This window comes from Enterococcus durans NBRC 100479 = LMG 10746, assembly GCF_001544215.1.
Taxonomy (GTDB): Bacteria; Bacillota; Bacilli; order Lactobacillales; family Enterococcaceae; genus Enterococcus_B; species Enterococcus_B durans.
Genome location: NZ_BCQB01000004.1, coordinates 46,095 through 70,707 on the forward strand (window position 1 = coordinate 46,095; position 24,613 = coordinate 70,707).

Here is a 24,613-nt window from a genome sequence, read left to right on the forward strand (position 1 = left end):
TTACTGTTCGCCTGCCGCAGGGTCCATTTTATTTGCAGAGATAACAAATGGTGCCCAGATCAGGAAGGTGACTACCATACATACGAGTGTAACGATTGGCGCACGCCAGTCTGCCCCGGTTGCTAGGAATGATAGCAGGAATGGCGGAACAACCCACGTGACTTGTTGAGAAACAGGTGCGACTAATCCCAGATAAGTTGCCACCCAACCAATTGCAGTTGCGACAACAGGGGCAACTAAGAATGGGATGAACATGATCGCATTCAAGACGATTGGTAAACCAAACATCACTGGTTCATTGATATTGAAGACGCCAGGTCCAATGGATAGTTTTGCTACTGTTAAGTAGTCTGCACGTTTTGAGAATAATAAAATGGCGATCAAGAGAACGATTGTACCACCTGATCCACCGAACCAAGCAAAGGCATCGAATGATCCACGAACCCACATATACGCTTTTCCATCTTCAATTGCATCTAATACTGCTGGAGTACCTGTTTTTCCATTGTACCCTTTTTGGAAAATATCGATATTGATCAGTTGTGCTTGTCCCCAAATCCCTTCTAGGACTGGTGCCAAAACGTTTGGTCCATGGATACCGAAGAACCAGAAAATCTGCACGAAAACTGTGACGATCAATACTGCGCCGATCCCTTGTGATAGACCCAAGAATGGTTCAGCGATATATTTTTGGACCAAATCAATAATCAATTGGCCATCTGCCAAGCGACCAACGATATAGTTAATAATTGCAATGATATATAAAGCAATCGTTGCTGGTAAAATTGCTGCAAAAGCTTTTGATACTGCTGGCGGAACTGAATCCGGCATTTTGATCGTGATATCTGCCAACATTAATTTACAGAAAATAATTACTGAGATGGCACCCATGATCATGACTGTAAAATAAGCATTACCATTCAAATGATCAAGTTTCAACCAACCCCAAAGACCGACAGATAACGTACCGTCTGCGATCGTCGCACCTAATTCTGTTCCATTGATCGCATCTGCTACATTTTTTGGAACATCGACATTCAACGCTGCTGATAAAGCTGGTCCAAAAGAAATTCCTTGAATAAGCGTAGCTAGACCAACGATACCACCTGCTAGATCATTCACCCCATAGGCTCTTGCTAAATTATAGCCCCATGAGAAAGCGAAGATCAGACCTGCAATGGCTAATGTACCATTCCAAACAAAACCATTGATACCAATAATAACATTCAATACTGCGAAAATTCCTTTATCAGCTGCTAAGCTATCCGCATAAGTGCTGACAAATTGCTGTGGTAAATCTCGAATAATTGCGTTGATCATTACAGCGACTGATCCAGCCATCGTTGCCGGTAACGTACCGATAAATGCGTCACGCAAAGCAACTAAGTGTTTCTGCGCACCGATTTTTGCGGCAACCGGAAGGATGTATTTCTCCATCCAACTTGTTAATCCGTTTCGCTACCTCCAATTGAATTGTAATTACTTCATCAATTTTTCTGCTTGTTCTAATACTTTTGCACCATTCATCATTCCATAATCTTGCATATTGATCACATCTAAAGGAATCCCTTTTGGTGCAAGTTTTTGCTCAAACTGCGCTTTCATAAAACGAACTTGCGGTCCTAATAACATGACATCTACGTTTTTAGATTCAAGATTGTTATCCGCATCTGAAGCCGAAACAGCAAAAATATCTGCTTCCATTCCTTTTTCTTCTGCTGCTTTTTGCATTTTTGTTACTAATAAACTGGTACTCATTCCTGCAGAGCATACTAACATAATCGTTTTTTTCGCCATTTGTTCCACTCCCTTTATTTGGTTTTACACATAAATATAACGCAAGAAGCATGCCAAATGAAAAAAGAGTTAAAATAGCGTTTTCACGCCTTTTAACTCTTTTGCACAGTGCGCACACAGATGAATAGTGTGTAATACTTGTGATTAGTGTGCGTTATTTCTTTATTTTATTTTCAATAAACATTTGGGTCAAAAATGCTACTTCATTTTCAGGGATATTTACTCGATACTTTCGCTCTAAGCTAATTAAGTTTGTACGAATGATATCCATTTCCAAGCGGTAGACTTTAGAAAAAGTTTCCAGATTTTCAAACACTCGTGATTTTTCATGCTTCATCAAACTATCTAATAGGAACGCTAAGTGAATCACGATCCCGATATCTACGCCTGGTTCTACAATGATTGAGAGATCCGTTTGGATTTGTTGGATCGTCTTTTGCAATGAGTGGATCAATACGTCGACTGAAGAGATCGAATTGAGTGAATCTTTTAATGAATCAACAATTTTAGCTGTTGGTACTTCATCGTCTGCAATCCGTTTCAATGTATTCAATTTTTCATCATTGAATATGTCATACGCAGAAAAGAAAGGAATATTTTGATAATCCACATCTACTGTTCCAGCAATTGCTTTGATCTCATATTCTTCTAGTAGAGCATCGATGTGTCTTTTGAATGATTCACGCTCCAAAAACTGCATCTGGATCACTTCGACCTTTTTCTGATCGATCACTGGAACGATCCGTTGATATAGTTTTGCCGCTACTCCCTCACCAGTAAAGCAAGTGACGATGACAGCTTTTTTACGTTCAATGATTTCTTGTTGCTCGACTTTAAACTGATCTCTAACGATCGTTTCAAAAGAAATTTGGATACTTTGATAAATATCCTCCAAGCTTCTGCCTACATTTGCCATCCGGACTGCTTCGATGACCACCATCGTACTGCTCATAGTAATTGCCTTTGTTCGGATACCCGTTTCCTCAAAAATCAAATCGCTAAAGGTATTCAGCGACCCCATATCGGTCAGTAAAATCAACCCATTCGTCAGGTATTCTTGGCGGCTTTGGACGTAATGCAATACTTCTTCATACATCGCTTGGACTTCCATCGAAAGAGGCATATTGAAAGCTTTACCGATTTTCGTTCCCAATAGTTCCTGAGCCATTTCCAACATACTTGAGGCAGTTTGTCTGCCATGCATCAAAACTAGGACATCTACTTTGTTTTCTTTGACCGGTTCGCTTTCCCCTAGACTGATCGATAGGAACATACTGATAAAGCCGATTTCATCAAAAGGAATCTCCACTTGCTGTTCCTCTTCAATGATCGTTGATAGATCGATGGCTACTTGAAACTCCTTCTTGAAGTTTTTACGTACATTATTCAAATCAGGGTGGACGATCATATGTCCATCCCTCACACGATCCAAGGTACTTTGTAAATGAAGTGCAAAGGCGAACCGAGCTTTTTCATTATAGATACGATCAAGCCTCTTTTCCGCCACATCGTATAACTCATTTGTCAAACGCCAAATGTCATCTGGTAATAAGTCTTTCGGAATCGTACTTTTCGTCAACTCTTTGACATATGTTTGAAAGTACGCATCGACATCTTTTGAAATCAGGGTTTCCAAATCGATGTTCTCTACGCCAGTTTCAGATAAGGAAAGCATTTTTTCTTCAATATCGTTATATACCTGCATATTTCTTTCAGGATCTTGCGACCAGACTACATCTGCAAAACCTGGCTCAAAAGTGAGATACTGACTTTTGCTATCCATGAAACGATCAAGACGTTCTGGAACTTCTTTGATCTTCAATAGCCCCTTTTGGACTTGAAGTGAAAGCTCTTCTTTACGAATGATCAGTTTTTCTTCATTATGCGTGCGGTAATGGAGGAATGATTTTGCACATACCAACTTCAAATCACGTTTGACTTGACCGATATTCCCTTCTGCATCATATAGCATAAATGCTAGAATAGCCTCTTTTTCAATATCTATCCGCTGATTTAACCGATTCGCTTCTTGTTTGATGAACAGTGAGATGATTTCATAGCGTTCATCTAATGACCGAGAAGCAAGGTTAGGTAAAGTGATAGCCATTGGGATCCTGCGGTTGAACGTGGTAAGGAAACTTTCTGAGGATTCCGTAGTCGCGCCGATGATCTGGACGGAGGCTTCATGTGTATGGGCACTTTCACCTAATGGCCGATAAACACCTTTATCAATAAAAGTGAACAGCATTTCTTGTCCTTCTGGCGGCAAACGATGAATTTCATCTAGAAATAAGATCCCACCATCTGCTTTTGCGATCAATCCTTGGCTATCCTGTGAGGCTCCCGTATAAGCACCTTTTTTGATCCCGAAAATATGTCCAAATAGCAACTGAGGATTTTGTGCATAATCGGCACAGTTAAAAGAGACAAATGGTGCATCTTCTGAAAGCATTTCTGAGTCGATTGCAAAATGATACATACACTCGGCAAACATGGATTTACCAGTACCGGTTTCTCCGAATATGATGGTGTGTAACCCGCGAGGCGGATACAAAATTGCCGCTTTCGCTTGTTGGATACTGACTTTTAACGAATCGTTCTCTCCAACTAATGTTTCAAATGTCACTTGTGTAGAGTAGTCAACATGAACTTTGTCTGATGCAGTCTTTTTAGGAGGCATTGAGTAAACGACCGGACGACCCGGACTTTTGATAATATAATGATCCTTATATAAATCACTTAAATAGCGACTTGCATTGCTTCGATCGATTGAAAGCTTTTCTGCTACATCGCTAGCTGTCAATCCATGCTGATTTTCATGCAATAAGTCCAATATTTCTTCTTGTCTTTCATTCATGCAATCCCACCTTTAGTTAAATAACAGTGATTCCGTTTTCATTTATCATAACACAAAAAGGCGCTTATTTGCGCCTTGCTCCTTTATTTTTATCCTTTTTTTGTTTATTTTTACGTTTTTTACGTACAACATCCACAGGCTCTTTTTTTGCTGTTTCTTTTTTCAAAGGATAGTTGGAAGCTTTTTTGTGTGGTTCATTTTCGCGATTCATTTCTTCTTTTTCGGGCGATTCCTCTAACAATTGACCGCCATGAAGAAAAATCTCTTTAATTGATAGATCCGCTTTTCGCGCGATTTTCTTCAAATCTCTCAAAGTGTGATCTTGAACAAATGTGATGACTATTCCTTCACTTCCCATTCGTCCTGTTCGGCCAGATCGATGCAGGTAAGCTTCTTCTGTAAGAGGAACTTCCGCATTCACAACATAAGGTAGACCCTTGATGTCTAAACCTCTAGCTGCGACATCAGTTGTAAATAAAGCTGTGATCTTATTATGTTTGAATTGTTCAAGTGCTGCTTTTCGTACTAATTTGTTTTGGTCAGAAGCTAAACTTCCAACAGCAACTCCTCTAAAAAGCAATTTTTCTTCCATAGCACCTAACTCACTTAGCTGATTGAAGAAGACTAAACCTTGAAAGCCGACAACATACGCTAGTCTTCTAAGATAGTCATCTTTTTTACGCGCTGGTACATGCAAAAAGTAATGTTTTTGCCCTTTTCTTGAATCATCTTCTTTGGTAACATCGATTACTTCGATTTGTTTTTTTGTCAATTCTTCGATTTGTTTCAACGAACGATCGGCTGTTGCTGAGAAAAAGGCTAATTGATACTCAACAGGTGCTTGATGCAGTAGTTGATCGATTAAAGGACTATTCCCTTCATCTAACAGCTGATCGGATTCATCAAAGACAATTGTTTTCAATTGATGTGCTTTGACTTTTTTTGATTTCATCAGTTCTAAGACTCGCCCTGGGGTACCCACTAGGATCTCAGGTCTTTTCTTCAGACCTTCCACTTGTCGTTTAACGTTAGCGCCTCCTACTAAAGATTGGACTTTTAGGTCTAACGCTTTAGCCCATTCTCGTGTGACTTCTGCTACTTGGATCGCTAACTCTTGAGATGAAACCAAGATCAGTAAGGAACTCCCCTGATCCTTTTCAACATTCAATAGTAAGGGAAGCAGATAAGCTAAAGTCTTCCCTGAACCAGTCGGAGAAATACCGATCACGTTTTGTTGGTCTTTTAGTGGTTGAAAGACTGCTTTTTGTATCAGTGAGGCCTCTAAAAACGATTTTTCTTGCCATTTTTCTTGCCATGCTTGTGGAAATGTTTGTACAAATTCATTCATTAAAAATCTTCCTCATTATCGGCATCAAATTTGATGCCCCCATTTTTTCTTAGATCATAAACTACTTGATTGACACTGCGTGCTAACTCGATCCATTCTTCATAAAGAAATCCCCAAGTTGGATCTGTTGGATGATTGATCACATTCGCAAAATCTTTTGCTTCATCAGCCATAGGATTTTCTGCGGTTTTGATTTCCAAAGTAGTGATTTCTTGATGTTGTCGATCATGGAATTCTGCTGTTTCAATGGCATTGACCCCATTCATCACTAATGTTCCAGAATCGAAATAGATTTCTGAAGGTAGATAAGAATCGCCAATTTTGCCAGGCTGGATGGATACATCAAACGATTCATAACGTAATATTCCCCACCCAAGTCCATCAACGCCTGTTGAAATCTTTCTTGGGAAATAATGAACTTCTGTGGGCATACCGAACCAAGCCACTGCCGCATATACGAGATATACCCCTAGATCCATCATTGCTCCACCTGAAAATCGAGTAGAGAAAATATTTGGCACTTCTCCATCAAGCACTTGATCGTAACGTGATGAATACTTCATATAGCTAAAATTAGCCCCTAATATCTCATCTTTTAAAGGTAAGTAGTCAGTAATTTTTTTAAAGCCAGACTCATGGATATTACGTGCAGCTTCAAAGAAGAATACTTTTTTTTCATTTGCCAAATGAATGATCTCATCCATTTCTTTTGGCGTACTGAATGCTGGTTTTTCAACGATCACATTCTTACCAGCTAGAATTCCTTGCTTCGCCTGTTGAAAATGCAAACTATTTGGTGAAGCGATGTAAACAGTATCTAAATGCTCCAATTGAAAGAATGTCGTCAAATCAGTTGCATATTCAATATCACCTTCATATTTCGAACCAAATGCTTGTGCTTTTTCTAGATGTCTTGAGTAGACCGCTGTCAATTCATATTCTCCAGTACCAAGTGCAGCTTGAACAAATTGATGTGTGATCCAATTGGTTCCAATAATTCCTAAATTTATCATGCTCGTTACCTTCTTTCTATAGATTAGGGTCTTCAAAGGGTTGATCGATATCAAACGATATTTCCTGTTTTATCTTGACTTGATCAGCCGTTACCTGACAATTATACGCTAAAACGGTTACGCCATTCAGTTGCGCATACCGAATCCTCTGTGCTAACTCTGGTTGCATCTCTTCATGGATGGTAGCTACTCGAAGATACTCAAACTGTGCAATTAAAAGCACATAAGTTTCATAGCCTTCTAAATGAGCTTCAACTAATTCCTCGACATGTTTCAATCCTCGCAGAGTTGGTGCATCAGGAAATGCGCCAATTTCTTTGTTCTCCAGTGTCATGCCTTTCACCTCAACGAATACTCTCTGATTCGCTGATGTTTCTAAATAAATATCAAACTTTGAATGTCGATAATTTACTTCTCGCTTATATTTGATGATTTTTCCTGATAGGTTTGGTAATTGGATGGTCCCATCAAGGATTCCCTCCATCGCTAATCTGTTGGGAAGCTGGCTATCGATATTGAACCACTCATCTTTTTTTTGGACCGCAACCAGATCATAGTCTGTCTTACGTTTTGGGCTAGGGGCATAGTTTACTGCAACTTTTGCGCCAGGGACAAAAACCTCTTTTCCTCTTCCTGTATTTTTAACATGGGTGGTAATGACCTCACCTCTTTGATTTAAGCAATAGGCAATAAATCGATTTGGCCGCTCAATAAAAAATGCAGTTTCAACTTGTGGGTATTTCAAAAATCGTCACCTTTCTTCCTACTATGTATCCTATCATAATTTGAGTAAAAACTCTTGAAAAACCAGTCGAAAGTCTTAGAGAATTTTTAGATATTGTTCGGTACAATAGAAGAAACTAAGACATTCGTTGTCTTTAATTAATCGTTAAAAGAAGAGGTGGTCTGATGCGAAAAAAATAATCTATGGTGCAGCAGCTTTTTTAGCAACTTTAGTAGGTGGTAGTATCGCAATTAAAAAGAAAAAGAAACAAGAAAAGAGCTTTGATCCTTCACAGTATCAAGGTGTTTGGTCATTCATAGATGATAACCAACAAAACGAACAACTGCGTGTTTCTCCAACTTTTGATTTTTCCATCAATGATCACTCATTAGGGACCACACTGATTGAATTGAATGAGCAACAACTGATTGTTCGAGATCACTATGGCTATTATTTGACTCTTTCTTATGAAAAAATGACTTTTTACGATGAATCAACAGATTCTACTTATCAGATAAAGAAAATCGGGCATTAAGAATTGATTTCCATATAGTCTAAACGAAAGAACAAGAAGGTATTTCTTGACTTTCGTTTTTTTCCTATCGAAATAGACATTTATCGATGTTTATTTCTGTTTTTTTGTCTAGAAAAATAGTCAATTCACTTTTTTTTTGGTACACTTACTAGTGATGGTTTCATACCATGAAAGGATGATCGAATATGACACCAAACCGAGAAGATTATTTGAAAATCATTTTGGAGTTAGGCGGAGATACAACTAAAGTAAATAACAAGCAAATCGTTTCTAGTCTTGCTGTCTCACCAGCTTCAGTCAGTGAAATGATTTCAAAACTTGTGAAGGAACAACTTGTGGAACACTCTCCTTATCAAGGTGTACAATTGACCGAGAGTGGCTTGAAAAAAGCAAGCAGTTTGATTCGCAAACATCGTTTATGGGAAGTTTTTTTAGTCGAACATCTAGAATACAGTTGGAATGAAGTACATGATGATGCAGAGGTTTTGGAGCATGTAACATCCGAACAACTTGCAGATCATTTAGAAGACTATTTGAATCATCCTAAACATTGTCCACATGGTGGGAATATTCCTCACAAAGATGAAGTGGTCCATGAAGAACGCCGACAAACACTAGATTCTTATCCAGTAGGTTCAACCGTTCGGATTGCACGAGTCCTTGACGAAAAAGAATTATTGGACTATCTTGTAACGATCGACCTTAATATCGATGAAGAATATGAAATCATTGATGTTGCCGCATATGAAGGTCCAATCACCATCCAAAATGCACAAAAGAAAATTTCTGTCAGTTTTAAAGCTGCCAGCACGATTTTTGTCGATAAATTATAAAGGAGCTTACCTACATGTCTAATGAAAAAAATGTTTTATTTACGATATTTGGTGGTACAGGCGATTTAGCTCAACGTAAATTGTATCCCTCTTTGTTTCGTCTTTACAAAAAAGGCAATCTAGGAAAACATTTTGCTGTCATCGGTACTGCTCGGAGACCTTGGAGCGATGAACATTACCGCGAAGTTGTCATTTCGACAATCCAATCCTTAAATCCTTCCGACGAAGAAGCAAAGGAATTTGCGAGTCATTTCTACTACCAATCTCATGATGTCAATGATTCAACTCATTATGCAACATTAAAAGAATTGGCTGATCAATTAGATGAGCGATACCAACTAGATGGCAATCGTATCTATTATCTTGCTATGGCTCCGCAATTTTTTGGTACTATCGTTGCCCATTTAAAATCTCAAAAAATCGTCACTGAAAATGGCTATAACCGATTGATCATCGAAAAACCTTTTGGATCAGATTACCAATCGGCTTACGATCTAAATGAAAAGATCCGTCAGGTCTTTCCAGAACCAGATATCTTTAGGATCGACCATTACTTAGGAAAAGAAATGATCCAAAATATTTCTGCTATCCGTTTTGCAAATAATATTTTTGAATCTCAATGGAACAATCGCTACATTGATAATATCCAGATCACTTTTGGTGAAGCTCTTGGTGTCGAGGACCGCGGAGGCTATTATGACCACAGTGGTGCATTGAAAGATATGGTCCAAAACCATATTCTTCAAGTCGTTGCTTTATTAGCTATGGAACCACCTGTCGCATTTTCTGAAAAGGAAATTCGCGCTGAAAAAATCAAAGCACTGAAAGCTGTTCGAATCTACGATCAACAAGAGGTCCTAGAAAACTTTGTTCGTGGCCAATATGATCAGGGACAACTTGATGGTAAAATGTTCAAAAGCTATCGTGAAGAAGACAAAGTTGATCCTGCATCAACAACTGAAACCTTTGTCGCAGGAAAATTCACGATCGATAATTTCCGTTGGTCAGGTGTGCCTTTCTATGTTCGTACAGGAAAACGTCTGACAGAAAAAGGAACAAGAATCAATATCGTTTTCAAACAAGTGCCCGTAAATGTCTTCAAAACATCTGTTGATGAACCTTGTGAGGACACGACACTTCCACCAAATGTATTGACGATCTATATCCAACCAACAGAAGGATTCTCCTTATCCTTGAATGGAAAAGAAGTCGGTCAAGGGTTCAATACCGAACCAATCAAATTAGAGTATCGTAATAGTTCTGAAATGGTCGAAAACAGTCCTGAAGCCTATGAAAAATTACTATTAGATGCCTTAAAAGGTGATGGAACAAACTTCTCCCATTGGGAAGAAGTCGCACAGTCTTGGCATATCGTCGATGTCATTCGTCAAGCATGGGATCAAACCAAACCTGATTTTCCTAACTATAAAGCAGGTACGATGGGGCCTGAAGCAGCCTTCAAACTACTTGAAAAAGATGGCTTTGAATGGATCTGGCAACCAGATGAATGGTACCGTGAACGTGGCAAATTATAAGACTAAGTAATCTGAAGATTTTGTAGTACAAAAAGTGTTAAACAATAAAAATATTCAAATAGTTTCGAGAGTGTGGGACAAATCTAAAAACAGTTTTGCTACAGACTCTCGAATAAACGAAAGTCCAAAAGTCAGGTTTTTCGAAAAATTCAAAAAAAAAACGAACAATACAAAAAAATGTATTGTTCGTTTTTTTTATCCAGTTTCTCAAACCTAAACGAATTTTGTCTCGACCTCTATATCACTATAAACGAACGAGAATCCCATTCTCTAGCAATAAGCCCAAATCCTCAAAATTTGAAAAATGATTTTATGAATTCTGAGGATTTCTGGTACCTTATCACTTCTGTTCTTTTAACTGTTATTCAAACCCTTCAGCAACTGCTTCTGGATGATTTTCTTCTACGATATGTGCGCAACGTCCGCATAGATGAGGTAATTTTTCATCAACTCCGACATCTTTACGGATTTGGCGACAACGATCGCAAGTTTCTCCATCTGCTTTTTCAACTAAAATCGAAACATCATCGAATGTCACAGCTTCTGCAGGTACATCTGTTTGATCATTTTTCACTTCAAAATAATCAGGTGAAATAATCAATAATTGTGGAATATCTGCGTCCACCGCTGTTAGCAATTCACGTACTTGTTGATTTGGATAGATCGTTAATTTAGCTTCTAAAGATTTCCCAATCAATTTACTGTTACGTGCTTCTTCAAGAGCTTTCAATACTTTATCTCTTAAGTCCATAAATGCTGCCCACGTATCCATCAACTCTTCTTGGTTAGCGAATGTTTCATATGCAGGAAGTTCGCTTAATTGCACATATTCTTCTTCTTCTTTCAAGAATGACCAAATTTCTTCCGTTGTATGTGGAATGATCGGTGTCAATAATTTTGTCAATGCCACAGCTGTTTGATAGAAAACAGTTTGCATGCAACGACGTTGGTAATCATTTTCTGATTCGATATAAACCACATCTTTGGCAAAATCTAGATAGAATGCAGATAGATCTACTGTCAAGAAATTCATCACTGTACGATAGATATGCATAAAGTTATATTTTTCATATCCTTCTTCACGAATTTCTTTAATAACTTCATTTAAACGAACTGTCATATATTTATCAACAGAGCGTAGTTCTTCATAAGAAACTGTGTCTTTTTTCGGATCAAAATCTTCTGTATTCGCGATCAAGAAACGCATCGTATTTCTGATTTTACGGTAAACTTCTGCAACTTGGCTCAAGATATCCATTGATACGCGGACATCCGCTTCATAGTCGACACTTGCTACCCAAAGACGCAAAATATCTGCTCCAAACTGGTTGATCACTTTTTCAGGTAAAATCGTATTTCCAAGTGATTTACTCATTTTGCGGCCTTCTCCATCTAAAGTAAATCCTTGTGAAAGAACTGATTTATATGGTGCCACGCCATTGATTGCTACACTCGTTGTGATACTTGAATTGAACCAACCACGGTATTGGTCAGAACCTTCTAAATACATATCTGCAGGGAATGTCAATTCTGGACGTTGACGTAAAACTGCTTCATGTGATGAACCTGAGTCAAACCAAACATCCATGATGTCTGTTTCTTTCGTAAATTGACCGTTCGGTGAACCTGGATGTGTAAATCCTTCAGGAAGTAACTCTTTTGCTTCTCTTTCAAACCAAATGATCGATCCATGTTCTGCGAATAGATCCGCAACATGTTCAATTGTTTCTGGTGTGATGATTGCTTCCCCATTTTCTGCATAAAAAATTGGTAATGGCACACCCCAAGCACGTTGTCGTGAAATGACCCAGTCGCCTCGGTCACGAATCATGTTATAAAGACGTGTTTTCCCCCATGGAATAATCCAGTTCACTTTTTCGACTTCATCAAGGATGTTTTGTCGGAAATCATCAATCGATGCAAACCATTGAGGTGTTGCACGATAGATCACCGGTTTTTTTGTACGCCAATCATGAGGATAGCTATGAGTAAAGAAGTCTAATTTCAATAAAGCGCCTTTTTCTTTTAATAGATCTGTGACCATTGGATTTACTTTATCGTAAAAGATCCCTTCAAACCCAGGTGCTTCATCTGTAAACACGCCTTTAGAATCAACTGGTGATACTACAGGCAACTTGTATTTATTCCCAGCGATATAATCGTCTTCCCCATGTCCAGGCGCTGTGTGTACTAGACCAGAACCAGCATCTAAAGTGACATGATCACCTAAGATCACTAATGATTCACGATCATAGAATGGATGCCAAGCAGTCATATATTCCATCTCTTGACCTGAAAACTCTTTTAAAACACTCACATTTTCCCAACCGATTTCTGATTGGACAGTTTCTAATAAATCTTTTGCAACTACAAATTTACGGCCATCAGCTTCCACTAATACATACGTATAGCTAGGATTTACTGCAATTCCTTGGTTAGCTGGTAATGTCCAAGGTGTTGTTGTCCAAATCACAAAAGCAGCATCTTCATCAACGATCCCTTTTCCATCTTTGACATTAAAAGCAACAAAGATAGAAGGTGACTTCACGTCTTTATATTCGATTTCAGCTTCAGCAAGTGAAGACTCACTTGATGGTGACCAATAGATAGGTTTCAATCCCTTATAGATATAGCCTTTTTCAGCCATTTTACCAAACACTCTGATTTGGGCAGCTTCATAAGATGGATCTAAAGTGACATATGGATGATCCCAGTCACCTGCGACACCCAATCGTTTGAAATCATTCCGTTGTTTGTCTACTTGTGAAAGTGCGTATTCGCGACATTTTTCCAAATATTCAGCCTTAGACATTTCTTTACGTTTGATTCCTTTATTGGCTAATACTTGTTCGATCGGCAAGCCGTGAGTATCCCAACCAGGAACATAGGGTGCACGAAAACCCGACATTGATTTTGAACGGATGATAATATCTTTACTGATTTTATTTAGTGAATGACCTAAATGGATATTTCCATTTGCATAAGGAGGGCCATCATGAAGAACAAAACTTGGTTTTCCTTCATTTAGTTCCTGTCTTTTTTGGTAGATTTTATTTTCTTCCCATTCTTTTTGCCAATCTGCTTCGCGATTTGGCAAGTTCCCACGCATAGGGAATTTTGTTTTACCTAGTTGCAAGGTTTCTTTCATTTTCATTACGCGCTACACTCCTTGATTAATAATTTTGAGAACACAAAAAAGCATGTTCATCCAAGGGACGAACATGCCGTGGTACCACCCAAATTCAGTTACATGATGCTGTAACTCTCGAAGACCCATAACGAGGTCAACCGCTGTTTCCTACTCTTAGTTCAGAAACAATTCAGGTAGAGGATCTTTCATCTTGCAGTGTCTTACCGATCTTCCACTATCATCGGCTCGCTTAAAGAATGGCAAGAGGCTTTTCTGTTCTACTCTTCTTCATGATCTCCAGGAACGATCGAAATATCGATTGCCTGAGTATCGAATGCTGTTATTGGTGCTTCCATGATTCCTGTGTCTGAGTTTACATCAGTTTGATTTTCATTGTCAAGTTGTTTTGCCAAAACTTCTTTGATTACTTCATGACTATCTGTGACATAACTTGAGAATGGTTGTAAAATCTCATCCCATTCTGGACTCTTCACTTGTTCTAATTGTGATTCTAACATCAAGCTGATTCTTTGATGGAACACACGTGTTTTTTTCTTCAGATCTTCTGTTTCAGTTGCTAATTGTTTTGCTTTTTCAGTAGCATCTGTCAAGATTTTTCTTGCTTTTTCTTCAGCATCTGTCGTCAATTGATGCGCACGCTTTTCAGCTGTGGCTACCAATTCATCTGCTTTATTTTGTGCAGAAGTAACGATCACTTCTGATTCTTTGCTTGCGCTAGTTTTTACTTTATCTGCAGTATCTTGGGCAACGATGATCGATTGATTCAACGCATCTTTTAATTCATTGAAATATTCGAGTTTTTCTTCTGAATGTTTCACTGCTTTTTCAAGTTCACGATTTCTTTGTGTTACTTCTTCGTAATCACGAACAACTAAATCTAAGAAATCATCTACTTCGTCTTGATTATATCCCCGCATTTTTGTCGGGAATGTTTTATTTTGGATATCTAATGGAGTTAAAGCCATGAGTAAACCACCTTCTTGTTTTATTTACGTAATACACCAAACAATACTCTATACTTTTCTTTTTTAGTTTTCCCCTCAAGTCCCTGTATTTGGATGCGACCAAAACCTCTGATCGAAACAATATCCAGTAGCTCAAGTAAAAAGTCGGGTCGAGTGTTTTCAGTCCAATTCACTTTTACTTTACCTGACTCAATCAACTGTTTTGAACGTTGTCTGGAGATATTATAAATCTCTGAGATGACACTGTCTAGTCTCAATGAAGCAACAGTACCTCTTTCTTCAGTCCAACTATCTTTGGGCAGAATCAATTCTGTATACTTCTTCGGTTCTAAACGAACAGCGACCTTACCAATTTTTGTTACTTGAGTTACAACAAACTGTTCTACTTCTTGTGCGATGAAGACTTGCCAACGTTCCCCGTCAGAAATGATATCGCCAAAGTAAGAACGTTTGATCCCAGTACCAACCAATGTACCCAGAATTTTTCCATGACTCAAACTGACAAATTTGCTTGGATAGTGAATCTCATATAATGAAACTTCAAAATCCTCATCTTCAGGTTGATAATATTCGGGGAAAATCAAACATCTCTTCCGTTCCGCCTGCTCATATCCCCCATAAAAAGAATAGCGTAGTTCGGTCTCTTGTCGAACCAACGTTTCTAATATATAGGATTGTCTTGGATCTAGAAAATCTGTAAGATACGGCGCATATTGACCCTGGACCTGTTCGATCCAATCACCAACTGAGTCAATGAAAGAACGTTCATCCGCACGGAAATGCTGATATACATTTGCGTCCATTTTTCCCCCTCCTATTTTTCTCTCTGATTCGTTGATCAGTAAACTGCCATCATCAACCATAGGACGATTTGTTGCAGCCCTTCTACCGCTAAATTCAAAATGAGAATCGATGCCAAGATCGTGAAATCAAAGCCGCCGATCCGTAAAGGAAGTCGTTCGAATAACTGTATATATGGTTCACATATTTTAGCTAGGAACCGACCGATTCCTGATTGGTATCCTCCCGGAAACCAAGATAACAGTGCATAGACCATCAACAAGATACTGTAAAAATATGCTGCTCGCCCAAGCAAATTAAGTAACATAAAAATAGTATAAATCGTAGTTCCTCCTCTTATAGGTCAAACATGTTCACGTCCGCAAACGATTGAGCCGTTGAACTATCGATTTCCATACCTGTAGGCGTACATAGGAAGATTTCGTCTCCCACACGCTTGATATCACCATCTAGTGCATAGACAGTTCCAGTTAGAAAATCAACGATTCTTCTTGCTTGTTTTTCTTCCACAAGATGAAAATTAACTAACGTGGCTTCTCCAGCAATGATCCGTTTCGCAATGGTCATCGCTTCAGAGTACGTACGTGGTTCCATGACCGTGATTTTTCCAGCTAAATTTGTCTTTGGTGTAAATGAAGATTTTGTAGCTTCTTCTTTACGGACATTTTTAGCAGATGATTGATGTAATTCAATTACTTTTTTTGTTTCTGGTTGTGCAGTTTCACGGGTCACAGGACGTGTAGTCCTTTGTTGTTCACGTGGTTTTGAGACCACCGTTGTTTTGGGTTGACTCATCTGCACTTGTGTTGGTTTATTCTTAGTCGGCTGTGTTACAGCTCTATTAGTTGTTTCAGGGTATTCTTCGTACTCTTCTTCATCAGCTAATCCGAAAAAATTAGCAATTGCTCCTCTATTTAAAAGCGGCATTATTGTTCCTCCTCGTCTTTGAATAACGCTGTCCCTACACGAATGAATGTAGCACCTTCTTCGATTGCCAATTGGAAATCTTGACTCATTCCCATGCTTAATTCTGTACATGGTGCATGTGGAAGTTCTTTCTTCTGAACAAGATCACGCAACTCTTTCAGCGTTCCAAACACTTTACGAATTTGGTCAGCAGAAGCATCTTTAGGCGCCATTGTCATCAAACCGACAACTTTTATCTTAGTTAATGAAGCCAACGATTCTAAAAAAGGAAGAAGTTCATCTGGGGATATCCCTTGTTTTGACTCTTCACCAGAGACATTCACTTCTACAAAACAAGCAAGTTGTTTTTCTGCTCTTTTTTGGATCTCTTCTGCTAATCTTAAACTGTCCAACGCATGAAAGTAATCAATTTCATTTACAATCAATTTTACCTTTCTGCGCTGTAAATTACCAATTAAATGCCACTTGATATCAGGATGATTTTGCAAATCTTGTTTTTTCTGTAATAACTTATCTACGCGATTTTCTGCGCAATTGTTTACTCCCGCTTTAATCAATTCTTCTGCCTTGTCAGAGTCCACAGACTTTGTCACGGCCACTAAAGTAACTTCTTTCGGATTACGATGAACAAGAGCACACGAATCCTGAATGTCTTGCTCGATTTTTAGCAAGTTGTCAGCAATCATGTGCTCTCCCTCTCCCTTATTTTTTACGACGGAAAAACGGTGGTGTATTCAATTCGTCATCACCATTTGATTTTGTTTCTTCACGATTGAATGTATCAAATTCTTTTTTTTCAATAGTATCAAAATTAGATTCGTCAACTTTAGGACGGACATTTTGTTCACGTCGGATGTCCCAGTCTCCAAAACTACTTTCTTCGTCTACTGGAGTAGGTTTTGCTTGATCCATATCCAATACTGGTTTTTGAGTAGATGATTGCATAGATGTTTGTCTAGTTGGACGACTAGACTTGCGTTCCTTTTTTGATTCGTCGATACCTGTTGCGATAACCGTTACGCGGATTTCATCGCCCATTTCTTCATTGATTGAAGTACCTAGGATGATGTTTACATCTCCTGTAGCTGCATTTGCAACGATATCAGAAGCATCTTGTGCTTCAAACAATGTCATATCTAACCCGCCTGTGATGTTCAACAGGACTTGTTCTGCTCCATCGATCGATGTTTCTAATAGTGGAGAAGAAATAGCTTTCTTCGTTGCTTCAACTACACGATCTTCACCGCTTGCAACGCCGATACCCATCAAAGCAGTTCCTTGGTTTTCCATTACTGTCTTCACATCAGCGAAGTCCAAGTTCACGTAACCAGGAGCTGTGATCAAGTCAGAGATACCTTGAACACCTTGGCGTAAAACGTTGTCCGCTTCACGGAACGCTTCTAACATTGGTGTCTTTTTATCAACTACTTCTAATAAGCGGTTGTTTGAAATGATCAATAATGTATCCACGTTTTCTTTCAAACGTGCAATTCCTTCTGCAGCAAAACGGCCACGTTTTGGTCCTTCAAAAGTGAATGGACGTGTCACAACGCCGACTGTTAAAGCGCCTAATTCTCTAGCGATTCCAGCTACGATAGGTGCAGCACCTGTACCAGTTCCGCCACCCATTCCGGCTGTGATAAAGATCATATCTGCGCCATCTAATGCTTCTCTTAAAGATTGTTCACTTTCTTCAGCAGCTTTTTGTCCAACTTCTGGTTGTGAACCTGCACCTAACCCACGTGTATATTTAGGGCCTAATTGGATGACAGTTTCAGCTTTTGAATTTTTCAAAGCTTGTACATCTGTGTTGGCAGTAATAAATTCTACGCCTTTTACATTTTCTTCAATCATTCGGTTTACAGCATTTCCTCCGCCGCCACCGACACCGATGACTTTGATTACTGCGCCGTCATTGATATTATTATCAATTGAGAATTCCATATTTTATTCCTCCCAGGATGAATTAATCAAAAATATTTGAAAAGAAACCTTTAATTTTATTCGTTACGTTTTCGCCAGATTTCTTTTGTTCAGATTCGTCATAATCAGTTTCTTCTTGAACATCATAACTGTCATAAGTAGTTACTTCTTGTTCAACAGTCGGATGATGAGCAATAGTTGTTTCCCCAGTTACAGCAATTTTAGCCAATTGGTAAACTTCACTCAAGTTTGCTGAATAATCAACTATACTGATCACATTAGTAAAAACTGGATTACGTAGACCCATTTGATTTGGTACATATAATTTGACGTTTACATCAAAAATTTCTTGGGCTAGATCAACAACGCCAGGAAGACTTGCTGCTCCACCAGTAAGCACTACTCCACCAGGTAGTTCTAGTGCTTCGATTTGATCTAAAGCAGCTTTTGCTTTGTTAAAAATCTGTTCCATACGTGCAGAGATGACTTCTGACAAATAGCGTTCATCAACTTTCACTGGTTCAGATTGTCCGATCACATCAACTGGAAATTCTTCTTGATCAGAAGTCCGTTCTGGATAAGCATCGCCATAATTGATTTTTAGTGCTTCGGCATTATTGAATGAAGTATTCAATACGATGGAAATATCTTTGGTGACGAATTCTCCACCTTCTTGATCTAGACTGGTAAACTTCAATTGTTTATCATGCATAACAGCCGTTGTTGTTTGGCCCCCACCCATATCAATAACAATTGTACCGAAATCTTTTTCTCCATCTGAAAGGATTGTTTCTGTTAAAGCTAATGGCGTAATGACTAATTCATTTACGACCAATCCTGCATTTTCTACACATTTACGAATATTGTGAACAATAGTTTTTGGTCCAGTAAACAATAGACCATACATTTCTAGTCTGACACCGATCATTCCACGTGGATCTTTGATTCCTTCGAATCCATCCACGGTAAAGTCCTGTGGCAAAATTGATACGATTTGACGTTCAGGAGGAATTGAACGAACTAGGGCAGCTGAAGCCACATTTCGGACATCTTCGTCGGTGATTTCTTTTGAATCTCCGTTAACTGCGATCATTCCTTGGCAATTTTCAACTTCAAGCATGTTTGCGGGCAAACCAACACTTACGCTCTTGATCTGGATTCCTGCTTTTTCTTCTGCTTGTCGTACTGCTCGTTGTATCGCTTGGACCGTTTTATCGATATCAACGATAATGCCGCGGTTAATCCCTTCTGATTTTGCGTTTCCTACTCCAATAATATTCATTTGGCTGTCGATATATTCAGCCACGACAACTTTGACAGATGTCGTTCCAATATCAAGGCCTACATACATTCCTGTTTTTGCCATGAATGGGATTCCCTCCTACTTACTATTCCATATACAAGCGAACAACTAACGTCCGTTTTTAAATATACTTTAATAGATATATTCACTGCTTTCAATTCTACCATAAATTACTGGTTTTTAGAAAGTAGATTCTCACTTTTTAAAGTTGTTTTATCAATTTTCTGTTGAAATCGAAGAAGACGAACTTGAATTATCGTCATTTTGATCTGTTTCACTTGTATCACCTGACGTATTCCCTGTCTGTTCCGACTCACTTGGTACTGTTTCTTCTGATGAAGGCTCGGTACTCACAGAGGATCCATTTGTTTGTTCTGTCGTTGTTTCCATCGAATTTGTTCCAGAGGTCTGTTCTGCTTCTGCACTACTTTCTGAATAAGGATAGGAGAAAATACCGACTTCCATATCGATCACACCTTTTTCATCCATATCTTTTGCTACTTGAGCGTAGTATTTCATTTGACTAGCTAGATTTTGGATATTTACAATGACTTGGTTGCCATCATTCATATTCAAACGGAGCAAGTTTTTATTCGTATCACTTGGTGTATATTTGATTTCAGAAATTGCTTTTTGCAATTCAGCTGACAGTTTGTTGTATTCCTTTGTTAATGATTTGATTTTTTCATTGTTCGTGAATCCATCTAGGATAGGAAGATTTTTTGTGGGATTAGCCACTTTTTCACTAAGAACTGTCCCATTTTCCATTACAGGATAATACTGCCCGTTTTTCGTTACTAAAGCAATTTCTTTGTACTCTTTGACTTTTAAAGTAAACGTATTGAGCGTTTTAAAACTGATTTGTGCATTTTCGATCCGTGGCTGTTCTTCTTTCAAATTGTTGATGTAGTCAGCCTTATGCCAATATTGTTTCCAAATATTCGTACCCATCGTTAACTTCGTATCCGTAATGACTGTCTGGGCAGCGACATTTTCATTGCCCGATACAGTGACTGCTTGCAACTTGCTGTATGGAGATACGTAATAAATCAAAAAGATCAATGGTATACCTAGAATCGTGATAATCAAAGCCAAGCGCCGATACAATACTTTATTTCGCTGATTTTTTAGATTGGGCAATCGATTGAGGAAAGAACCATTGTAAGGTCCACCCGCTTTTGTTTGTTCCGTTTCATCTTCGGATGGAGCGTCATGCTCATGTTCTGGAACATCCTTTTCAGTTGCTGGTTCTGCATCCGCTTCTTGTTCGTCTGGTTGAACTTCATTATCCGCTTTTTTCGTTGCTTCTTTTTCTTCTTTACCATGTTCTGCTAAATATTTCCGGTTGGCCTTTTGCCAAGGAGTTAGATTGTTCTCATCAACAGATTGATTCGGCAAATTTTCTGGTTTTTTTTTCTTACTCACTTTAGACCACCCGCCTTTATTTCTGAATAACAGCTTCTACTAATCGATATAGCCGTTCTGAGGCATCTGGAATCCCTTGTTGTTTAGATGCCTCGGACATGCTTTGTTGCAGCTTGTCGTTTGTCATGATTTCTTCGATTGCATTTCTCAATGTTTTTCCTGTCAACTCGTCATCTTTGATCATCTTAGCTGCATGCGCATGCACTAAACTCATGGCATTTTTTGTTTGGTGATCATTCGTCACATAAGGACTTGGGATCAAGATCGCTGGCAAACCGATCGCCGTTAGCTCAGCGATGGAAGTGGCTCCCGCTCTACCGACTAGTAAATCACTCGCAGCCATGACTTCTGCCATTTTAGAGATATAGGGTTGGACACTAACGTTTGGTGAAGCATTTATTTTTTCTCTCACTGCTTCATAGTAACGCTCGCCAGAAGCATAAAGCACTTGATAATCCGTACTTTCAAAATCAGTCAAAAAATCTGTTACAGCTTGATTTATTTTTAGCGCTCCTTGGCTTCCACCAAAGATCAGGACAGTCTTTTTATTGGGGTCCAGTCCAAACGATTCGACGATATCCGTCTTATTCATATTCGCTACTTCTTGTGCACGTGGATTGCCCACTAACACAGATTTTTCTTCTGGAAAAAATGCTTGAGCATCCTTAAAGGAAATAGCGATTCGATCCACGTAGCGACTTAAAAATTTATTCGTCATCCCTGGGACACTGTTTTGTTCATGGATGATCGTTGGAATATTTGATTTTGCAGCCGCATAGACGACGGCTCCTGAAACATAACCGCCTGTACCTATCACAACATCTGGTTGAAATTCTTTTAAAATTTTTTTTGCAGAACGGATACTTTTCAAGAAAAGTTGGACTGTTTTAACATTGTACAGTGAAATTTTTCGTTTAAATCCTTGGATCTCTAAGGTACGAAATGGAATCCCTGTTTCTGGAACAATCTTATTCTCCAACCCTCTTTGTGCACCAACATACATAAATTCAGCATTTGGCACTTGTGTTTTAACATAATTGACGAAGGCTAATGCTGGATAGATATGTCCTCCAGTTCCTCCACCTGTAACCAAAATTTTCATTAATTATCGCTCGCTTCTACATTTTCTAGTTTATTGATAGCGTCCATAAAGCGTTCGCCTCTGATTTCAAAGTTAGGGTATTGATCCCAACTAGCGTTAGCTGGTGACAATAAGATCACGTCGCCTTCTCCACTTAAGCGAAGAGAAACAGGTACTGCTGATTCAGCATTTTCCGCTGTTTCAATAATAGGGATACCTGCTTTTTTGCCAGCCTCCATCAATTTCTCTTTTGTTTCACCAAAAACGATTAATGCTTTAAGACCTGTTAAGGAAGGAATCAATGCATCAAATGAATTCCCTCGATCTAGCCCACCAGCGATCAATACTAAGGTTTCTGGTGTAAATCCACTTAAAGCCATTTTTGTCGCTAAAATATTCGTGGCTTTTGAGTCATTATAAAATTTACGTCCTTGAACTTCCCCTACATATTGCGTACGGTGTGGTACACCATGGAAAAGCTGTAATGTTTGTTTGATTGCGGTATTAGATACCCCATACAATTTAGCAACTGAAATGGCGGCCAATGCATTTTCAACATTGTGAGCGCCTGGTACGCCCAGTTCAGAACTATCCATGATTTTTTCTTGATCATAGAAGATACTTCCATTCAATGAATAGGCACCTTTCGACAATTCTTGTTCTGTTGCAAATGGTAAAACAGTTGCTTTTGTCGTTTTGCTTAGTTCTCTTAATTCAGACTGATTCCAGTTGAGGATCAAGTAGTCTGATTCAGTCATATTTTTTTGAAGTTGCCATTTGGCTTTGACATATTCATCACGCGTACCATGATAATCAATATGCGCTTCATAAATATTCGTGATCACAGCGATGTGAGGACGAAATTCAGTGATTCCCATCAATTGGAAACTTGATAATTCCATCACGATTTTATCTTCTTTAGTTGCTTCTTGTGCCACACTACTTGCAGGATAACCAATATTTCCAGCTAAGCGAGCAATGCCATCATTTTTTTCAGCATTCAATAATAAACCAGTCATGGTGGTAGTTGTCGTTTTACCATTCGTCCCAGTGATGCCAATAATCGGACATTCCGCTACCTCGTAAGCTAATTCTACTTCCGTAATTACCGGAATACCCAGTTCTTGTGCTTTTGAAACGAAAGGATGACTATAAGGGATACCGGGATTTTTGACTAATAACGAAAATTCTTCATCCAATAATTCGATTGGATGACTCCCTGTGATCACTTTTATCCCCATTGACAGCAATTCTTGTGCTTCAGGGTTTTCATCAAAAGGTTTCCCATCATTTACAGTGACAAGTGCGCCCAATTCATGTAACAATTTGGCCGCACTAAATCCACTCTTTGCTAATCCTAAAACAAGGACCTTTTTATTTTCATACGTTGAAATTTTTTTCATTTCCTGTCATCTCCTACCAAATGAACCATAATGTAATCAAAGAAGTCACTAGACTAATTGCCCAAAAAACAATATCGATCTTCCACTCTGTCCAACCACTCATTTCAAAATGATGATGGATCGGAGACATTTTAAAAATTCTTTTTCCAGTTAGTTTGAATGATGTCACTTGCAACATAACACTAGCTGTTTCCACTACATAGATCAAACCAACTAACAATAATGTCCATTCTTGATTCAACATCATTGAGATTGCTGCCAGTAAGCCACCTAGGGCAAGCGAGCCCACATCACCCATAAAGATTTTTGCTGGTTTATGGTTATACACAAAGAATCCCAATAATCCACCAAGTACACTCAAACAAATGACCAGTACATCATATTGCTGTTGATGCCAAGCAATGATTCCATAAGTGGCAAATGAAATACTTCCTAACCCTGCCACTAATCCATCAATACCATCAGTTAAGTTCACAGCATTTGAGAAACCGACTAACCAAAAAATAGCAAAAATTCCGTAGATGATCCCAAGAGGAATCTCAATACCAAAGAAGTTCAGTGTACCGGCATAATTTTCTGAACGATAGACTGCATAGAAAATGATGCCGCCGACGATTTGTCCAATCAGTTTTTGTTTTGAATTTAGACCCATATTTCTTTTTTTGAAAATTTTAATAAAGTCATCTAAAAAACCAATCACACCATACAGTGCTAAAACAAATAATAGAATGAAAAGAGTAGGAGTAAGTTGCTCTTGCCAAGCACCTACCCAAATCCCTGTCAATATAGCTGCAACCAAGAACACTAAACCACCCATGGTAGGAGTTCCGGCTTTGACATTATGCCATTTAGGTCCTTCTTTCCGAATTGCTTGTCCTTGTTTTTTCATTTGAAAATATCCAATAAATAGCGGCATTGCTGCAACTGTCATTGCACAGCTACTAACGATAGGAATTAATGCTTGTGTCCACTCCATGCTCTTTTCTCTCCTA

General features: G+C 38.7%; 21 protein-coding genes. 3 read left to right on the forward strand and 18 right to left on the reverse strand.

The window, feature by feature from the left end; genetic code table 11:
* The 6 genes from ED2_RS01985 to sfsA form a co-directional block, all read right to left on the reverse strand.
* On the reverse strand, positions 1-1,437 hold the full coding sequence (locus tag ED2_RS01985; RefSeq protein ID WP_016177082.1) for a PTS sugar transporter subunit IIC: 1,437 nt from the start codon (positions 1,435-1,437) through the stop codon (positions 1-3).
* Positions 1,438-1,479: 42 nt separating this feature from the next.
* Positions 1,480-1,797 (reverse strand): PTS sugar transporter subunit IIB, encoded by a 318-nt coding sequence (locus ED2_RS01990; protein WP_005881015.1) that lies wholly within the window; start codon positions 1,795-1,797, stop codon positions 1,480-1,482.
* A 154-nt stretch (positions 1,798-1,951) separates the two neighbouring features.
* Complete coding sequence (locus tag ED2_RS01995; RefSeq protein WP_005881016.1) at positions 1,952-4,654, reverse strand: sigma-54-dependent transcriptional regulator; 2,703 nt, start codon at positions 4,652-4,654, stop codon at positions 1,952-1,954.
* 64 nt (positions 4,655-4,718) lie between these two features.
* On the reverse strand, positions 4,719-6,002 hold the full coding sequence (locus ED2_RS02000) for a DEAD/DEAH box helicase (RefSeq protein ID WP_016177081.1): 1,284 nt from the start codon (positions 6,000-6,002) through the stop codon (positions 4,719-4,721).
* A complete protein-coding gene (locus ED2_RS02005; protein WP_005881020.1) occupies positions 6,002-7,015 on the reverse strand; it encodes a Gfo/Idh/MocA family protein in 1,014 nt (337 codons plus the stop codon). Before ED2_RS02005 ends, ED2_RS02000 begins: the two co-directional genes overlap by 1 nt.
* A gap of 16 nt (positions 7,016-7,031) precedes the next feature.
* Positions 7,032-7,760: a DNA/RNA nuclease SfsA gene (gene sfsA, locus ED2_RS02010; protein WP_016177080.1), complete on the reverse strand. Its 729-nt coding sequence runs from the start codon at positions 7,758-7,760 to the stop codon at positions 7,032-7,034.
* Positions 7,761-7,989: 229 nt separating this feature from the next.
* On the opposite strand from sfsA, the gene ED2_RS14670 reads away from it, so the two are divergent.
* The 3 genes from ED2_RS14670 (at position 7,990) to zwf (ending at position 10,642) form a co-directional block, all read left to right on the forward strand.
* On the forward strand, positions 7,990-8,274 hold the full coding sequence (locus tag ED2_RS14670) for a DUF4828 domain-containing protein (protein ID WP_080391678.1): 285 nt from the start codon (positions 7,990-7,992) through the stop codon (positions 8,272-8,274).
* Positions 8,275-8,459: 185 nt separating this feature from the next.
* A complete protein-coding gene (efaR, locus tag ED2_RS02015) occupies positions 8,460-9,107 on the forward strand; it encodes a transcriptional regulator EfaR (RefSeq protein ID WP_005881023.1) in 648 nt (215 codons plus the stop codon).
* Between the two features lie 14 nt (positions 9,108-9,121).
* A complete protein-coding gene (gene zwf / locus ED2_RS02020; RefSeq protein WP_016177079.1) occupies positions 9,122-10,642 on the forward strand; it encodes a glucose-6-phosphate dehydrogenase in 1,521 nt (506 codons plus the stop codon).
* Between the two features lie 361 nt (positions 10,643-11,003).
* Here the strand turns inward: zwf and ileS are convergent, their stop codons facing one another.
* The 12 genes from ileS to mraY form a co-directional block, all read right to left on the reverse strand.
* Positions 11,004-13,796 carry an isoleucine--tRNA ligase gene (gene ileS, locus ED2_RS02025; protein WP_005881028.1) on the reverse strand — a complete coding sequence of 931 codons (2,793 nt, stop codon included), beginning with the start codon at positions 13,794-13,796 and terminating at the stop codon, positions 11,004-11,006.
* Positions 13,797-14,050: 254 nt separating this feature from the next.
* Complete coding sequence (locus tag ED2_RS02030) at positions 14,051-14,758, reverse strand: DivIVA domain-containing protein (RefSeq protein ID WP_005881030.1); 708 nt, start codon at positions 14,756-14,758, stop codon at positions 14,051-14,053.
* A gap of 20 nt (positions 14,759-14,778) precedes the next feature.
* Complete coding sequence (locus ED2_RS02035; RefSeq protein WP_016177078.1) at positions 14,779-15,561, reverse strand: YlmH family RNA-binding protein; 783 nt, start codon at positions 15,559-15,561, stop codon at positions 14,779-14,781.
* A 35-nt stretch (positions 15,562-15,596) separates the two neighbouring features.
* Positions 15,597-15,866, reverse strand: a complete 270-nt coding sequence (locus tag ED2_RS02040) for a YggT family protein (protein WP_016177077.1) — start codon at positions 15,864-15,866, stop codon at positions 15,597-15,599.
* Positions 15,867-15,895: 29 nt separating this feature from the next.
* Positions 15,896-16,486 carry a cell division protein SepF gene (locus tag ED2_RS02045; protein ID WP_005881036.1) on the reverse strand — a complete coding sequence of 197 codons (591 nt, stop codon included), beginning with the start codon at positions 16,484-16,486 and terminating at the stop codon, positions 15,896-15,898.
* Positions 16,486-17,172 carry a YggS family pyridoxal phosphate-dependent enzyme gene (locus ED2_RS02050; RefSeq protein ID WP_016177076.1) on the reverse strand — a complete coding sequence of 229 codons (687 nt, stop codon included), beginning with the start codon at positions 17,170-17,172 and terminating at the stop codon, positions 16,486-16,488. The genes ED2_RS02045 and ED2_RS02050 overlap by 1 nt, the downstream gene beginning before the upstream one ends.
* Before the next feature lie 16 nt (positions 17,173-17,188).
* Positions 17,189-18,430 (reverse strand): cell division protein FtsZ, encoded by a 1,242-nt coding sequence (gene ftsZ, locus ED2_RS02055; RefSeq protein WP_005881040.1) that lies wholly within the window; start codon positions 18,428-18,430, stop codon positions 17,189-17,191.
* A 22-nt stretch (positions 18,431-18,452) separates the two neighbouring features.
* Complete coding sequence (gene ftsA / locus ED2_RS02060) at positions 18,453-19,775, reverse strand: cell division protein FtsA (RefSeq protein ID WP_016177075.1); 1,323 nt, start codon at positions 19,773-19,775, stop codon at positions 18,453-18,455.
* A gap of 153 nt (positions 19,776-19,928) precedes the next feature.
* Entirely contained in the window at positions 19,929-21,137 is a 1,209-nt protein-coding gene (locus ED2_RS02065) for a cell division protein FtsQ/DivIB (RefSeq protein ID WP_016177074.1), read from the reverse strand.
* Between the two features lie 16 nt (positions 21,138-21,153).
* A complete protein-coding gene (murG, locus tag ED2_RS02070; protein ID WP_005881046.1) occupies positions 21,154-22,239 on the reverse strand; it encodes an undecaprenyldiphospho-muramoylpentapeptide beta-N-acetylglucosaminyltransferase in 1,086 nt (361 codons plus the stop codon).
* Entirely contained in the window at positions 22,239-23,621 is a 1,383-nt protein-coding gene (gene murD / locus ED2_RS02075) for a UDP-N-acetylmuramoyl-L-alanine--D-glutamate ligase (protein WP_005881048.1), read from the reverse strand. The genes murG and murD overlap by 1 nt, the downstream gene beginning before the upstream one ends.
* A 13-nt stretch (positions 23,622-23,634) precedes the next feature.
* Positions 23,635-24,597 (reverse strand): phospho-N-acetylmuramoyl-pentapeptide-transferase, encoded by a 963-nt coding sequence (mraY, locus tag ED2_RS02080; protein WP_005881050.1) that lies wholly within the window; start codon positions 24,595-24,597, stop codon positions 23,635-23,637.
* Positions 24,598-24,613: the final 16 nt, after the last annotated feature.